At 69.0% G+C, this 14,293-nt stretch carries 14 protein-coding genes; 6 read left to right on the forward strand and 8 right to left on the reverse strand.

Features of this window, described 5'->3' with window-relative positions; genetic code table 11:
• Positions 1–9: 9 nt before the first annotated feature.
• From ACIA58_RS28445 to ACIA58_RS28455, 3 genes are read right to left on the reverse strand one after another with little or no spacing between them, the layout of a single operon-like run.
• On the reverse strand, positions 10–948 hold the full coding sequence (locus tag ACIA58_RS28445; RefSeq protein WP_396406855.1) for a type II secretion system F family protein: 939 nt from the start codon (positions 946–948) through the stop codon (positions 10–12).
• Positions 945–1,805, reverse strand: a complete 861-nt coding sequence (locus ACIA58_RS28450; protein WP_396406856.1) for a type II secretion system F family protein — start codon at positions 1,803–1,805, stop codon at positions 945–947. The genes ACIA58_RS28445 and ACIA58_RS28450 overlap by 4 nt, the downstream gene beginning before the upstream one ends.
• Positions 1,805–3,082 (reverse strand): CpaF family protein, encoded by a 1,278-nt coding sequence (locus ACIA58_RS28455; protein WP_396406857.1) that lies wholly within the window; start codon positions 3,080–3,082, stop codon positions 1,805–1,807. Before ACIA58_RS28455 ends, ACIA58_RS28450 begins: the two co-directional genes overlap by 1 nt.
• Before the next feature lie 245 nt (positions 3,083–3,327).
• On the opposite strand from ACIA58_RS28455, the gene ACIA58_RS28460 reads away from it, so the two are divergent.
• Together ACIA58_RS28460 and ACIA58_RS28465 are read left to right on the forward strand one after the other, a co-directional pair.
• Positions 3,328–3,828, forward strand: a complete 501-nt coding sequence (locus ACIA58_RS28460) for a SigE family RNA polymerase sigma factor (protein WP_396406858.1) — start codon at positions 3,328–3,330, stop codon at positions 3,826–3,828.
• 12 nt (positions 3,829–3,840) lie between these two features.
• Positions 3,841–4,548 carry a hypothetical protein gene (locus ACIA58_RS28465; RefSeq protein ID WP_396406859.1) on the forward strand — a complete coding sequence of 236 codons (708 nt, stop codon included), beginning with the start codon at positions 3,841–3,843 and terminating at the stop codon, positions 4,546–4,548.
• Here the strand turns inward: ACIA58_RS28465 and ACIA58_RS28470 are convergent.
• From ACIA58_RS28470 to ACIA58_RS28480, 3 genes are all read right to left on the reverse strand, one after another.
• Positions 4,545–5,288 carry a GntR family transcriptional regulator gene (locus ACIA58_RS28470; RefSeq protein WP_396406860.1) on the reverse strand — a complete coding sequence of 248 codons (744 nt, stop codon included), beginning with the start codon at positions 5,286–5,288 and terminating at the stop codon, positions 4,545–4,547. The genes ACIA58_RS28465 and ACIA58_RS28470 overlap by 4 nt on opposite strands.
• Before the next feature lie 53 nt (positions 5,289–5,341).
• Positions 5,342–6,364: a Gfo/Idh/MocA family oxidoreductase gene (locus ACIA58_RS28475; protein WP_396406861.1), complete on the reverse strand. Its 1,023-nt coding sequence runs from the start codon at positions 6,362–6,364 to the stop codon at positions 5,342–5,344.
• Between the two features lie 76 nt (positions 6,365–6,440).
• The gene (locus tag ACIA58_RS28480) at positions 6,441–7,148 is read right to left on the reverse strand and encodes a helix-turn-helix domain-containing protein (protein ID WP_396406862.1); all 708 of its coding nucleotides are present in this window, start codon (positions 7,146–7,148) and stop codon (positions 6,441–6,443) included.
• Between the two features lie 71 nt (positions 7,149–7,219).
• On the opposite strand from ACIA58_RS28480, the gene ACIA58_RS28485 reads away from it, so the two are divergent.
• The 3 genes from ACIA58_RS28485 to ACIA58_RS28495 all read left to right on the forward strand — a co-directional run bounded on the left by ACIA58_RS28485 (position 7,220) and on the right by ACIA58_RS28495 (position 11,131).
• A complete protein-coding gene (locus ACIA58_RS28485; protein ID WP_396406863.1) occupies positions 7,220–8,722 on the forward strand; it encodes an FAD-dependent oxidoreductase in 1,503 nt (500 codons plus the stop codon).
• A 94-nt stretch (positions 8,723–8,816) separates the two neighbouring features.
• On the forward strand, positions 8,817–9,953 hold the full coding sequence (locus ACIA58_RS28490) for a phytanoyl-CoA dioxygenase family protein (protein ID WP_396406864.1): 1,137 nt from the start codon (positions 8,817–8,819) through the stop codon (positions 9,951–9,953).
• Positions 9,954–10,129: 176 nt separating this feature from the next.
• Complete coding sequence (locus tag ACIA58_RS28495; RefSeq protein WP_396406865.1) at positions 10,130–11,131, forward strand: Gfo/Idh/MocA family protein; 1,002 nt, start codon at positions 10,130–10,132, stop codon at positions 11,129–11,131.
• Here ACIA58_RS28495 and ACIA58_RS28500 read toward each other — a convergent pair.
• Positions 11,086–11,829, reverse strand: coding sequence for a hypothetical protein (locus ACIA58_RS28500; RefSeq protein ID WP_396406866.1), 744 nt, complete (start codon positions 11,827–11,829; stop codon positions 11,086–11,088). The two genes, ACIA58_RS28495 and ACIA58_RS28500, sit on opposite strands and share 46 nt — an antisense overlap.
• 77 nt (positions 11,830–11,906) lie before the next feature.
• Between ACIA58_RS28500 and ACIA58_RS28505 the strand changes: the two genes are divergently transcribed.
• Entirely contained in the window at positions 11,907–12,773 is an 867-nt protein-coding gene (locus tag ACIA58_RS28505) for a LysR family transcriptional regulator (RefSeq protein ID WP_396406867.1), read from the forward strand.
• Here ACIA58_RS28505 and ACIA58_RS28510 read toward each other — a convergent pair.
• Positions 12,759–13,901 carry a hypothetical protein gene (locus ACIA58_RS28510; RefSeq protein WP_396406868.1) on the reverse strand — a complete coding sequence of 381 codons (1,143 nt, stop codon included), beginning with the start codon at positions 13,899–13,901 and terminating at the stop codon, positions 12,759–12,761. The genes ACIA58_RS28505 and ACIA58_RS28510 overlap by 15 nt on opposite strands.
• Between the last annotated feature and the right edge of the window lie 392 nt (positions 13,902–14,293).

Raw genomic sequence — 14,293 nt, forward strand, 5'->3', positions numbered from 1 at the left:
CTCCTCGATTCATCCGGCGATCAGCCGGATTCCGACAGCGCCCGGGTAGAAGGCGAAGGCGATGGTCACCGGGAGGACCAGGAAGATCACCGGCACCATCATGGCTACTTCGCGGCGCGCACCGGACTCGATCAGCTCGCGGCGCCCCGCTTCCCGGATGTCGCCGGCCTGCGCCCGCAGTACGTCGGCCAGCGGGGTGCCGCGCTCCAGCGCCACCGCCAGCCCGTCCGCGAAGCGCGACAGCGCCAGCAACCCGGTGCGGTCCGCGAGCGCGTCGAGCGCGCGGACCAGTGTCTCCCCCGCCCTGGTCTCCGCCAGGACACGCTTCAGTTCGTCGGCCAGGTCGCCCCGGCAGGATCGCGTCACCCGGTCCAGCGCCGCGGCGGGACCCTCTCCTGCCGCCACCGACAGCGCCAGCAGCTCGGCGACGGTCGGCAACTCGGCCAGCAGCCGGCGCTCGCGCCGGCGCACCTGTGACGTCAGATAGGTGTCCCGGGCAAGCACTCCGAGGACACCGAGAATCACGCAGAACACCATCATGCCGACCGGATTCCCCAGGTTGAGCGCGACGGAGACGATCGAGATGACCAGACCGGCGCCGAACGCCAGCGTCCCCCACAGCAACTGCTCGATCCGGAACTCCTCGACCGTCCGCTCGATCCCGGCCCGCTGCAGCCGCCGGCGAATCGTGTTCGCCCCGCCGAGGATCCGCTCCAGGCGGGCCGCGGCCGATCGCAGCGACGGACCGAACAACCGCAGGATCGCGTAGAACGGCGACCGCGAGTCCACGACGCCGACGAAGACGTCCGGCGCCCCGAGATCCCGCAGGTACGGCGAGATCCGCTCGTCCACAGTGGGTTTGCGAAGGAACGGCAGCCGCAGTACGACGACGAGCAGCCCCGCACCGAGCAACGCACCGAGGAAACCGCCGAGCAGCATCGGATTCATCGCAGCACCCGCTCGGGCTCCGGCAACCGGCCGATCCGCAGCATCAACCGGTACGCGAGCACGCAGATGACCGCGCCCGCCCCGATGATCAGCGCGCCCATCGGCGTGTTGTACCGCTGGATCACATCGCCCTGGAACGACAGCATCGCCAGCACCAGCCACGGCGCGGCCACCGCCACCCGGGCCCCGTTGATCGACCACGACTGCCGGGACTCGAGCTCGGACCGGGTCCGCGCGTCGTCGCGCAGGAACGACGACAGCGACCGCAGCAGCCGGCCGAGATCGCCACCGCCGACCTCGCGCGCGATCCGCAGCGCCTCGACCACGCGGTCACCGACCGGGTCCGCCAGCCGCGCCTTCAACCGGTCGAGCGACTCGGCGAACCGGCCGGTCGACGCGTAGTCCGCACCGAACCGGCGGAACGGCTCTCGCAACGGCAACGGCCCTCGCTCGCCCACCTGGGCCAAGGCTTCCGACAACGACAACCCCGCCCGGACCGCGGACGCGACGTTGTCGACCACGTCCGGCCACAACTCCCGGAACTCGGCCAGCCGCCGACGCGCCCTGGCCCGCACCAGCGCGATCGGCAACCAGCCCGCCATCAGCCCGAACACCGCGCCGATCGGCAAAGCCTTGGACACCAGGAACATCAGCAAGAAGCCGGACACTGCGGTGATCACGCAGGCGCCGATGAACGCACCCGGCGTCAGCCCTTCGATCCCTGCGCTGGCAAGCAACTCGCGGCTCTTCCCACGCAGCCGCCCGTCCGTGCCGGCCGGCGCCTCGGACGGCGCGACGAACGCCGCGATGATCAGCAGCAGGCCGACACCGAAGAACAGCCCGATCAGGAGTCCCATCAGCCGACGCTCCGCGGCAACTCGGTCAGCAGCCCGGCGACGTTGTACCCCGCCTGCTGGAAACGCTCCGGATGCGGCAGATGCCCCTCGGCGCGCCGCAGATACCCGTCGTACGTCACGAAGAGCGACTCGGTCTCGATCGCCTGGTCCTCGACCCGTCCGGTGACCGCGACGATCTCCCGCACCCGCCGATGTCCGTCCGCCGCGATCCCGAGGTGTACGACGATGTCGACGCAGCCCGCCACGGTCGGCAGCACGAACCGGGAGCCGATGTTCTCACCGGCGAGGAGCGGGAGCGTGCACATCTTGATCAGCGCCTCGCGGGCGGAGTTGGCATGGATGGTGCACATGCCGGGGAGGCCGCTGTTCAGCGCGAGGAGGAGGTCGAGGCACTCCTCGCCGCGGACCTCGCCGACGATCACCCGGGACGGCCGCATCCGCAGCGACTCCTTGACCAGGTCGCGCAGCCGCACCTCGCCGGTGCCCTCGAGACCGGCCTGGCGCGTCTGCATCGACACCCAGTCGGGGATCGGCAGCTTGATCTCGAAGACCTCTTCGCAGCTGATCACCCGCTCGCTGCCCGGGATCGAACCGGCCAGCGCGTTCAGCATCGTGGTCTTGCCGGCCTGGGTGCCGCCGGAGACGAGCACATTGAGGCCGACGGCAACGGATGCCTCCAGCACCGCGGCTGCGTGCGGCGTCAGCGAACCCAGCTGGACGAGGTCGGTCAACCGGGTGGCGCGCACGGTGAACTTGCGGATGTTGATCGCCGCATACCGCTGGGTGATGCCGCCGAGGACGATGTGCACGCGGCTCCCGTCCGGCAGCCGGGCGTCGGTGAAGGGCTGCGACACGTCGATCCGGCGGCCGGTGGTCTTCAGCATCCGCTCGACCAGGTCGCTGACCTCCTCCTCGGTCAGGACAGTGGTGGTCAGCTCGTGCCGGCCCTCGCGGGCGATGAACACCCGGCTCGGCTCGTTGATCCAGATCTCCTCGACGCTCGGGTCGTCCAGGTAGCGCTGCAGCGGCCCGAAGCCCGCGACCCGGTCGTGCACCTCCCGGCTGACGGCCTCCACGTCACCGATCGGCGGGACGACACCGGTCAGGCTGCGCTCGTCGTACTCCTTGACGACGAGGGCGACGATCGCGCTCACCGAACCGGGATCGCGGAGCGGGTCGATGCCTTCGCGGCGCACGACGTCGCGCACCTGGGCGTCGATCAACTCGATGGCACCGTCCCACCCGGATCGGTGCGCGTCGAGTCTGTCCGCTGTCATCGATCTCCCCGTGTATGTCCCGTCTGGCGACCACGCGGTCACCATGCGCGACCATCCTTTCAACCGCGGGGCACCCGGCGCCACTCGCGTCAGCCGCCCTGTGGACAACCGTGACACGCCGATGGCTCACTCACCGTATCCATCGGCTCACGACCGGTCCAGAAAGTTGCATCTTGTTGCAATCGAGCGGTAACAGAATCCCGACTCGTGGCGTCGAACCGTGTAAGGGACCTCGGGAGGGTGCTTTGACACGGTCTACACAGGACTTCGAGGAGTTCGCCAGAGCGCGGACGCCGCAGCTGTACCGGTCTGCCTGGCTGCTCGCCGGTGAGCATCACCTGGCCGAGGACCTGGTCCAGGAGACGCTGGCCAAGCTGTACCGGGCCTGGCGGCGGGTGGAGCAGGCCGACAACCCGGCGGCGTACGCCCAGACCGTGCTGGCGCGGACCTACATCTCCCAGCGGCGGCGCAGGAGCTCCACCGAGCGGCCGGTCGAGCGGACTCCCGACCGGGCAGACCACCCGGGCGACCACGCGCTGCGCCTGTCGTTGCTGCAGGCGCTGGAAGAGCTGTCCCCGCTGGACCGCGCTGTGCTGGTACTGCGGTACTTCGAGGACCGCAGTACCGAGCAGGTCGCGCAGGACCTCGGCAAGAACACCGGTGCGATCAGGACGCGTACGTCGCGCGCTCTGAGCCGCCTACGGGCCGTCCTCGGCGACGAGGCCGTCCACCTGACCGCACATTGAGCTGGGAGCACCATGACCGACCTTCACGACAGCCTCCCCGACCTGATGCGGCGGGCCACCGAGGACCTCCAGCCGGCCACTCCCGAGCTGGTTGCCCGGGGCATCCGTCGCGGCAAGGTCCTGCGCCGCCGCCGGACCGCACTGGCCGGCCTGTCCGGCGCGGCCGCCGTACTGGCGACCGTCGGCATCATCGTCGGCAGCACTCAACTCCTCCAGCACGGCGCAGCGCCCGCGGTGGAGCCCGCCGCCCCGCCCCGTGCCCATCACCTGACGCGCGCGGTGACTCCCGCGGAGACTCTGGCCACCCTGCTACCCAAGAGCCTTCACCGCTCGAAGGCCGCCACCTCTGACGACGGCACGCTGTCCGTAGTGCTCGACGACGGCAAGGGTGGCGGACTGCTGACGGTCGACATGATGACCGCACAGCCGAACACCGACTGCAACGGATCCCCGGCCGGCGCTTGCACCGTCGAGCCGGACGGCACGGTGTACGTCGCCTACGCCAACCGGCCGCTCTACGCCGATGAGAACCCCGGTGGCATCGCGGTGACCACAGTGGAGGTGTTCTACCCGGACGGGCGGCAGATCAGCCTCAGCAACTACAACGCACCGAAGGACCAGGGTGTCGAGCACAGCCGGCCCGCACCGATCCTGTCGATCACACAACTCACCCAGATTGCTCGCAGCAAGCAGTGGGTGTACCCGCCACGGGTCTCCTAGCGGTGGACCAGCGTGTGCTCGAAGGAGTATCGGCTCGCACGGTACAGGTGGGAGCCGTACTCGACCGGCTGGCCGTGGTCGTCGTACGTGATGCGGGTGGTCGCCAGGAGTGGTGAGCCCGGCTCCTCCGACAGCATCCGCGCCTGCTCCGGTGTTGCCGGGATCGCGGAGATCGTCTGGTGCGCCACCTTCAGCCGGACGCCCTCGGCCCGCAGCAGCTGGTAGAGCCCTCGCTCGGCCAGCGTGGTCGGGTCGGTCTCCAGGAGGTCCGGCGGCAGCCAGTTGCGCATCAGCGCCAGCGGCTCGCCATCTGCACGGCGCAGTCGCTCCAGCCGCAGCACCCGGTCCCCCTGCTCGCATTGCAGTGCAGTGGCTACGTCTGCGGTCGCTGGCGAGACGCCGAAGCGCAGTACCTCGGTTTCGGGTTTGCGGTGCGCTGCGGCGAGGTCGTCGTACAGGCTGGTCAGCTCGAGCGACCGGCGCACCTGACCCGAGTTCCCGACGACCTGCGTGCCGACGCCGCGTTTGCGGACCAGGAGGCCCTGGTCGACCAGTCGGGCGATCGCCTGCCGCACTGTTGGCCGGCTGAGTCCGTAGGCCTCGGCCAGATCCACCTCGTTGCTCAGCCGGGAGCCGACCGGCAGCTCACCGCCCTGGATGGCCGCTTCGAGCTGCTGTGCCAGTTGAACGTGCAACGGCGTACGGCTGTTCCGATCGACCTGGACCTGGACGGTACTCATGGGCACATCCTGAAGGCTGGACCCGATTCCGTCGACCCACCACCCGGATTTGATCAGATCCGCACCGGCCGGTGCTCTTCGTACGACGCCATCGCCGCCAGCGCGATCTGCAAGGCGTTACGCGCGTCCTGCCCGGTCACCGCGGGTACTCCGCCCGTCCGCACCACCTCCGCGAAGTCAGCGAGCTCCTGCACGTACGCGTCGTGGAACATCTCCTCGTCACTACGCAGCGTCTGCTGATGCATTCCGGCTGCGTTGTAGTGCGCCATCGGGCTACTGGCGAGCTGACCGGCCACCACCATGCCTTCACTGCCGAAGACCTCACCGCGCACGTCGTACCCGTAGTACGACGAGAAGTTCGCCTCGGCCGTCGCGATCGCCCCGTTGTCGAAGGTGATCACCACGACCGCGGTGTCGAGCAGTCCGGCGTCCTTGTACTCCGGCGCGATCAGCGCATCCGCCGTCGTGTAGACCTCGACCGGCCGCGCGCCAGGGTTCAGCCAGAGCAGCACGTCGAAGTCGTGGATCAGCGTCTCTCGGAAGATCGTCCACTGCGGGATCCGGTCCGCGTACCGCAGTCCGCCAGGACCGCCGGGGTCGCGCGTGATCGAGCGCATCAGCCGCGGCGTCCCGATACCGCCGTCCTCGATCGTCCGGTGCGCCGCCGCGAAGTCCTTCGCGAACCGCCGGTTGAAGCCGACCTGGAACGGCACACCCGCGCGGTCGGTCGCGGCGATCGCCTGATCGATCTCGGCCAGCGTCAGCGAGGCCGGCTTCTCGCACCAGACCGCCTTGCCGGCCTCGGCCGCGCGGGTGATCAGCTCGGAGTGCGCGATCGCGAGCGAGGTGATCACCACACCGTCGAGTTCGGGATCCTTCAGCAGCTCGTCGACGGTCAGGGATTGCGCGTCGTACCGCGCTGCGAGCTGCCCGGCCGCCTCCGGCCTGGTGTCGGCGATCGCCGCCAGCTCGGCGCCGGGCACCTGCCGGGCGAGGTTGCCGGCGTGCATCGTGCCGATCCGGCCGGCTCCGATCAGTCCCAGCCGCACTACCGGCAGCCCGTGGTCTGTGCGCATCGTCAATCCCCTTCGACAGTTGGGGCCAGAGCGATCCAGTCTGCGCCAGGGAACTCCGCTCCACCACCCGACCGCATCAGACGCGAGTGGTACGGCGGTATTCCGACGGCGAGTGGCCCGTCTGCGCGCTGAACACCCGGCTGAGGTAGAACGCGCTGCGGTACCCGGTGTGCTCGGCGATGACCTGCAGCGTCTGATCGGTCTCGGCCAGCAGTTCACGCGCCTGCTGCAGGCGGAGGTCGCGCAGATACGAAACCGGGGTGATACCGCGGGCTGTGCGGAAGCGCCGGGACAACTGCGACGGGCTGATGCCCAGGGAGGCTGCCAACTCGGTCAACGACACGTCTGGTGAGGCGTAGTGCTCCTGCAGGTACGTCATCGCGCTGTGGACCAGTGGGTCCTGCGGCAAGCGGGTTCGGCGGAGCATCAGGACCAGGTCGGTGACGACGTGGGTGGCGATCGCGGTGTCGGAGTTGCCGAGCAAGGCGAGGTTGCCGCGGAGGCGATCGAGGTCGCGGACTCGGGTGCGGCCGGGTGGTGGCTCCAGCTCGGTGGTGAAACGGGCATGGAAGAACGACGTCCGGGTGCGCATGCGGCGGTGAAGCGTGCCACCTGGTGGGCAGACGACGATGTCGCCGAACTTGACGGTCCCCTGCGCGTCGCCGATCCCGTAGTCGAAGGACCCGGCGATCGGAAGCAGCAGGCACCAGGTGTCATAGGTGTCGAAGGGCAGGCTGAACTGCGGCCGGGACGGCGCGAGGAGGTAACCGTCCAACTCGAGCATGACAAGAAAGTACATGGGCATGCTCAGAACCACTATTTTAAGGAGGCCTTCCAGCTTGCAGAGTGCATGGCATGACAGACGTCTGCGTTTTCGGAGGAACCGCCGCCGGCTGTGTCGCGGCGATGACGGCGTACCAGGAAGGCGCGTCGGTGGTGCTGATCGAGCCGAGTCGCTGGCTCGGCGGCATGCTCGGTGCGGGGATCAAGCCGGCGCAGGACTGCCCGATCCCGGCCGCCGCGGGTGGGCTGACGCGGGACGTGGTGTTCGGCTTCGGCAATCACCCGTACGACGTGATGCGGGCGTTCCACGACTGGATCGCCGCGGCCGGCATCGAGGTGATCTTCGAACGCCGCGTGCGATCGGTGTCGCGCACCGGCAACCGGATCACGTCCGTCCAACTCGAGACATCGCCGCCGGACCGGTGGGGCGTCCCGGCCGCCGACTCTCATCTCGATCGCGAGATCCAGGCGAAGTTCTTCATCGACGCGTCGTACGAGGGTGACCTGATGGCCCTCGCCGGCGTCCCGTACCGAACCGGACGTGAGTCCCAGGACGTCTTCGGCGAAGAGATCGCAGGAGTCCGTCCGGTCACCAACTGGACTCCGATCGACCCGTACGTCGTGCCTGGCGACAGCACCAGCGGGCTACTACCGCTGGTCGAACAGGACCATGGCTTTCCGACGGGTGCAGGCGATGACTACACGCAGGCCTACAACTACCGCTTCTACGTGACCACTGATCCAAAGAACCGCGTGGAGATCACCCCACCCGACGGCTACTCACCCGCCGACTACGAGCTCGTCCGCCGATACCTGCAGCACGCGGACGACCTGTCCGGCATCTTCCCCGGCTGGCTCAACTCAGGCGAGTACAACTACCAGCGTGGTTCGCTGATCACCAACGCTCCCCTGGGACTGAGCCGCGAGTACCAGGACGGCAGCTGGGACGTGCGCTCACGCATCTGGCGTCAGCACCTCGACTATCTGCGTGGACTCCACCACTTCCTCTCCACGGACCCGAGTGTGCCCGCAGCGTTTCGTGCAGAGACAGCGGCGTACGGCCTGGACGGGAGCGTCTTCCCGGAGACAGAGGGCTGGCCGCCGCAGCTGTACATCCGGGTGTGCCGACGGCTGGAAGGTCAGTACACGATCACCCACGCGGACGTGATCAACCAGACCGAGCCACCGGACAGCATCGGCCTCGCTCTGTTCGGTGTAGACGTCTATCCGGTACGACGGATCGCCAGCCGCAACGCATCCGGTCAGCTAGGCGTAGCCACGGAGGGCGACATGTTCATCGGCGGTCACCTGGGCACAGGTCGGCCGTACCCGGTTCCCTACCGTGCCATCACTCCACAGCAGCTGGGCAACCTTCTGGTCCCGGTGTGCCTGTCCGCCTCCCACATCGGGTACGCCGCGACGCGCATGGAGCCCGTCTTCTGCGTCCTCGCGGAGTCCGCCGCGGTTGCCGCGGTGCAGTCGCTCCGCGCGCAGACCGACGTACAAGAGGTGGATATGGAGAAACTGCGGGCTCGGCTGGTCGAGCGGGGGCAGGTGCTCAGCTGGGCAGGTTGAACGGCGTGATCGGGTGCAGGCTGCTCGGGGCCGGCCGGACGGCCACCCTTCAACCAGCCCCCAATCTAGAATGTCGACCGAAAGGAGCCATCCCATGTGGCTGAACCCCGCCGACGCCCGGCTCGACGAGCTGCTGAGCGTGCTCAAGGACCAGACCGATCCGGCCGACTACCCGCACGCCGCGACCGTCGAGCAGCAAGTGCCGGTGTACGACGCCGTACAGATCCGGGCAGCGGATCCACGCGCAGTGCAGACCGAATTCGTCCGGGCGTTCGCCGACGGCCCGGGGATCGTCGTACTGAAAGGTGCCTTCAGCAACGATGTGATCGATGCCGCGACCATCGAGTTCAACCGGCTGATCGACGAGCAGCACAAGTCCGGCACCGCGGCGGGCGACCACTTCGCGAAGCCGGGCGCGAACGACCGGGTCTGGAACGCGCTCGAGAAGCTCGCGGTCGGTGCCCCCGAGGTGTTCACGGCGTACTACGCGAACGACCTGCTCGCGTTGGCGTCGGCCGCCTGGCTCGGCCCGGCGTACCAGGTCACCTCGCAGGTGAACGTGGTGAACCCGGGCGGCGAGGGGCAGACCGTCCACCGCGACTACCACCTGGGATTCCAGTCGGACGAGGTGGCAGCGCAGTACCCGGAGCATGTGCATCGGCTGTCGTCCGTGCTGACGTTGCAGGGCGCGGTCGCACACTGTGACATGCCGGTGGAGTCGGGGCCGACGTTGTATCTGCCGCACTCGCAGAAGTACGGGCTGGGCTACCTGGCGTACCGGCGGGCCGAGTTCCAGGCGCATTTCGCGGAGAACCACGTGCAGCTGCCGCTGGAGAAGGGCGACGCGGTGTTCTTCAACCCGGCGCTGTTCCACGCTGCCGGGAGCAACCACTCGAGCGACATCAAGCGGATGGCGAACCTGCTGCAGGTCTCGTCGGCGTTCGGTCGCGCAATGGAGAGCATCGACCGGGCCCGGATGACAGAAGCGGTCTATCCCGCCCTGCTCGCACAGACCGATCCGATGGCGGTCGAGAACGTGATCGCGGCAACGGCCGAGGGCTACGCGTTCCCGACCAATCTCGATCGCGACCAGCCGATCGGCGGGCTGGCTCCGCAGTCCCAGGCCGACCTACTGCGCTCCGCCGTCACAGAGCGTTGGCGCCCGGACCAGCTGCATCAGGCGCTCGTCGAGCACGCCGGACGGCGCCGGACACACGACAGAAACGCGTGAACGTTGCGTGAACCGAGTCCGGATCACGGGCAGCCGCTGTGCGGGCGGGGTGATCGTCAGGCAGGATGGCGCGTTCCCCGTCGGCGCTGAGGGCTACCCTTACCGGCGGAACACACTCCCCTTGGACGAACCGCCCCGTACGCCGCCTGTGCGGCCGACCCCCCGAAGGAGAAGGCATGGAACCGCTGCGCATCGGGATCCTCGGTGCCGCCCGGATCTCGGGCCGGGCCATCGTCGAGCCCGCCAAGCTGACCGGCGCCCGGTTGGTCGCCGTGGCCGCGCGTGACGCCGGCCGCGCCGAGGCCTTCGCATCCGAGCACGGGGTCGAACGCGTGCACGCGACGTACCAGGACCTGCTGGACGACCCCGAGGTCGAAGCGATCTACAACCCGCTGGCCAACGGCCTGCACGGGCCGTGGAACCTCAAGGCACTTGCCGCTGGCAAACATGTGCTGACGGAGAAGCCGTCGGCCAGCAACGCCGCGGAGGCGCTCCAGGTGCGCGACGCCGTCCGGTCGTCCGGACTGGTGTTCATGGAGGCGTTCCACTACGCGTACCACCCGGTGATGCGTCGGCTGCAGGAGCTCGTCGCGAAGGGCGAGCTCGGCGATCTGCAGCACGTCGAGGCCACCATGGTGATGCCCCCACCGGCCGAGGACGACCCGCGCTGGTCGCTGTCGCTGGCCGGCGGTGCGGTCATGGACGTCGGTTGCTATGCACTGCACGCGCAGCGCATGTTCGCGCCGTACGCCGGTGGCGCGCCGAAGCTCGTCAGCGCGCGCGCAGGTGAGCGGAAGCGGCTGCCCGGTGTCGACGAGTGGCTCAACGCCGACCTCGAGTTCCCGAACGGCGCGACCGGTGCCGTGCGGACCAGCATGGCGGCGGAGAGCGTCGAGTTCAGCCTGAAGGTCGTCGGCAGCCGGGGTGAGGCCTTCGCCCCGTTCTACGTGCTGCCGCAGCGCGACGACCGGGTAGTGGTGACGACCAAGGAGGACACCTGGGTCGAGCACCGCGGCACACGTACCTCGTACACGTATCAGCTGGAGGCCTTCACCGGCGCCATCCGCAACGGCGCGCCGGTGCTCACCGACGTCGACGACGCGTTGGCGACGATGGAGCTGATCGACGCCTGCTACGTGGCGGCCGGGATGACTCCGCGACCTGCTTCGGCGGTCTGAGCACTGCGGTCGGCGACCGCATGCGCGAACGCCTGGATGAACGGGTGCGGTCGCGTGCCGTCGCCGGCCAGCTCCGGCTGGAACAGGGTGGCCAGGTAGAACGGGTGGTCGGGCAGCTCGGCGATGCGCGGATCGCCGTCGTCGTCGTACCCGCTGAAGACCAGCCCGTGCTCGCGAAGCAGATCGAGCCTGGTGCTGTTCAGACCGTACGAGCAGTGGTAGCGCTCCATCGACCGCTCGACGCCCAGCAGGGCGGCCGCACGGGTGCCCGGCGTCACCTGGATCGCGCCCTCGTGACCGTCGAGCGAGCACGCGAGCGGAACGATCAGCAGGTCGTCGGAGTCCGGGTTGCGCTCGCCGTGCTGCACACTCGTGGCCCCGCAGACGTTGCGGGCGAACTCGAGCATGGCGTGCTGGAACCCGGCACACGTGCCGAGGAACGGGATGCCGTTCTCGCGAGCGATCCGGATCGCGGTGATCGCACCCGCCTCGCTGCGGTACGGGCTGCCGGGGAGCAGCCAGATCCCGTCGAAGCCTTCGAGCGCCTCGTCCGCCTGGTCGGTCGGGATCCAGTACACGTCGAAGTCGAGGTTGTCGCGGTCGCGGAGGCGGTCGACGAGCACCGGTACGCGGACGTGCGAGCGGACATGCGGCGAGCGGTCGGCGACGAGAGCGATGCGTCCTGAGTAAGCGTTCATGGCTCTCATCCTCACCGCTCGGGCGGTATCAGCGCCAACGATGATCTCTGCACCGTCGATAAGCGATACTGATGTGCGTGGATCCTCATCTGCTGCGGACGTTCGTGACCGTCGCCGAATGCGGCTCGTTCTCCGCCGCCGCGGAGCGCCTCGGCTACACCCAGTCAGCCGTCTCCCAGCACATCTCCGCGCTCGAGAACGACCTGGGTACGCCGCTGCTTCGCCGCCGCCCAGTCACCCCGACCCCGGCCGGCGAACGACTCCTCGAGCACGCCGCCCCCATCCTGCTCCGCCTGGCCACCGCCCGAGCCGACGTACGCCGGACCGTCGCCCAACCGCCGACCGCTCTCCCCGTCGCAACCACCCCGCTCGCCACCCTCGGTGGAACGCTCGCGACGGCGCTGCGCGAGGTACGACGTGCGCACCCGGGGACCGAGGTCACGCTGACTGTCTGTGGCCGGGACGAGGTGGTGGAGGGCGTGGCCGCCGGGACCTTCGCCATCGGGCTCGTCGACGGAGTGGCTGCGCCGAGTGATCCGCTGCGGCTGTCGGACACCGTGCACCCGCAGACCACCGCGGTGGCACAGGACGACCTGGTCGTTGCCCTCCCCAACGATCACCCGTTGGCCGGCCGGCGAGGTCTCTCCCTCCGCGACCTCGCCGACGCCCGCTGGATCGACGCACCCGACATCGCCGCGCCACTCCCGGTCCTCCGCGCAGCCACCGGCTCGGACGGCTTCCCGCCGGCCTTCACCTACGCCGGCACCGACCTCCACACCCTTCTGACCCTGATCGCCAGCGGCCAGGGCCTGGCCGTCCTCCCACGATCGGCCGACGCGCCCCACACCGTCCCGCTGACCACCCCGCGCCTGGTCCACCGGACCGAACTCCTCCACGGCGACCTGTCCGAACCGGCGGCCGCCCTGCTCTCAAACCTCAAGTAGTTGCTCGAGGCCCGCACGGGTCATCGGCCGGTCCAGCACCCCGATCGCCTCCCGCTCGGCGAAGTCCGCATGGTCCGGGTCCTGCGGGTCGATCGCCTCGCAGATCGAGTTGTACGTCCAGTTCAGCCAGCCGGTGATGGCGACACCGAACGACGACAGGTCCATCGCCGGCCAGTCGCCGTACCCCTCCCGGAACGCCGCCAGCGCCTTGCGGTTGATCGCCGGCCGCATCACCCACTGCGTCAGCGCCGCCCCCAGCTCCAGCGCGGGCGTCATCGAGCCGGCGAAATCCCACTCCATCACGATCAGCTCGTCGTCACGCCCCAGCCGCACATGCGTCGGGATCAGATTGCTGTTGCAGAGGATGAGTTCCCCTGGGTCGACGTCGGCCTCGATCGCCTGCAGATCAAACCACACCGGCAGCATCGCCTCGAGCCGATCGGCCCACGGCTTGCCGGCATTTCGCGCCCGTTCGAGGAGCTTGTCCCACTCGGACTCGGGTCGCCGCCAGACGACGTACGGATTCATCGGCACTTCGCTCGGGATCGCCAGCGCATGCAGCTTCCCGTACGCCGCACCCGCCCGCCGAGCCACCGCCGCGGACACGGGCAACGCGGGCGACGGCCCTACCTCGAGCCACTCGTGGACGCGCCAGTTCTCACCCCGCACGCTCTCGACCAGCCGCCCCTGCGGACTCCGTACGGCGACCGGCGCCGCCACCCCGACCGCCCCCGCGGCATCGCGCAGTCGAGCGCCGAGCTCTGCCTGCTCGTCAGTGATCCAGTCGAAGACTGTCACCGCCAACCACCGTCCACAGTCGGTGGCCAAGTCCCAGCATCTGCCCATCGCTGTGAACGCGACAGGTCGGGGCCGGCCGATCACGGCGCCGAGGCCGAACGATTCGGCCAACGCGTCGGCCAACCCGGCTGGCGCGGCCGGTGTCGCCGTGAGCCGGCGTTCGACTTCAGCTTTCAACGCCGGCCAGTCGCGCAGTCCGTACTCGCCCGCCAGCGCGCGCTGGGCATCCGCCAGCGTCGCGGACGGCGTGGTTTCGCGCAGTGCCACGAGGAGATCCTTGGCCTCTTTGCGCAGGAACTCGATATTCGGCCGATCAGACAGCAGCTTCACAACGCATCCTCTCGCGCCCGGACTCGCACGGGCCACAAGAGAGCGTCAGTGGCACAACCTGACGGAACGTGAGGTGGCTTCCAGCCTTCCGGCGAGTCTCGGCGCGTCCTCACGACGCCCTCAAGAAGCTACCCAACCTCGTTCCATCGGTCAACGGCGGTCGGCGGCGGTTACTTCCGCGCCTGCTTCGTGGGCGGGATGACCGCGCTGTCGGCCGGCTTCGCCTTCGGCTGTTTAGGTTGCTTGGGTTTGCGGACCTCACGTCCGCCCTTGTTCTTCGACATGACGCACTCCCGAAGGTTGAAGATCGCTGATATCGCACGGGCCAACGGCCTGCCGTACGCCGCGGTACTCCTCATGCCCCGGGGGTTGCCTTCGAAGCTACACCCAAA

Origin of the sequence: Kribbella sp. NPDC051586, from assembly GCF_044453965.1 — a bacterium.
Taxonomy (GTDB): Bacteria; Actinomycetota; Actinomycetes; order Propionibacteriales; family Kribbellaceae; genus Kribbella.

What these genes read in the sequence shown, in the direction of transcription:
- ACIA58_RS28495 (WP_396406865.1), top strand. Translation starts at nt 10,130, where the DNA reads ATGGAACCGCTGCGCATCGGGATCCTCGGTGCCGCCCGGATCTCGGGC.
- ACIA58_RS28470 (WP_396406860.1), bottom strand. Translation starts at nt 5,288, where the DNA reads ATGAGTACCGTCCAGGTCCAGGTCGATCGGAACAGCCGTACGCCGTTG.
- ACIA58_RS28455 (WP_396406857.1), bottom strand. Translation starts at nt 3,082, where the DNA reads ATGACAGCGGACAGACTCGACGCGCACCGATCCGGGTGGGACGGTGCC.
- ACIA58_RS28480 (WP_396406862.1), bottom strand. Translation starts at nt 7,148, where the DNA reads ATGCTCGAGTTGGACGGTTACCTCCTCGCGCCGTCCCGGCCGCAGTTC.
- ACIA58_RS28490 (WP_396406864.1), top strand. Translation starts at nt 8,817, where the DNA reads ATGTGGCTGAACCCCGCCGACGCCCGGCTCGACGAGCTGCTGAGCGTG.
- ACIA58_RS28500 (WP_396406866.1), bottom strand. Translation starts at nt 11,829, where the DNA reads ATGAACGCTTACTCAGGACGCATCGCTCTCGTCGCCGACCGCTCGCCG.
- ACIA58_RS28465 (WP_396406859.1), top strand. Translation starts at nt 3,841, where the DNA reads ATGACCGACCTTCACGACAGCCTCCCCGACCTGATGCGGCGGGCCACC.
- ACIA58_RS28445 (WP_396406855.1), bottom strand. Translation starts at nt 948, where the DNA reads ATGAATCCGATGCTGCTCGGCGGTTTCCTCGGTGCGTTGCTCGGTGCG.
- ACIA58_RS28485 (WP_396406863.1), top strand. Translation starts at nt 7,220, where the DNA reads ATGACAGACGTCTGCGTTTTCGGAGGAACCGCCGCCGGCTGTGTCGCG.
- ACIA58_RS28475 (WP_396406861.1), bottom strand. Translation starts at nt 6,364, where the DNA reads ATGCGCACAGACCACGGGCTGCCGGTAGTGCGGCTGGGACTGATCGGA.
- ACIA58_RS28450 (WP_396406856.1), bottom strand. Translation starts at nt 1,805, where the DNA reads ATGGGACTCCTGATCGGGCTGTTCTTCGGTGTCGGCCTGCTGCTGATC.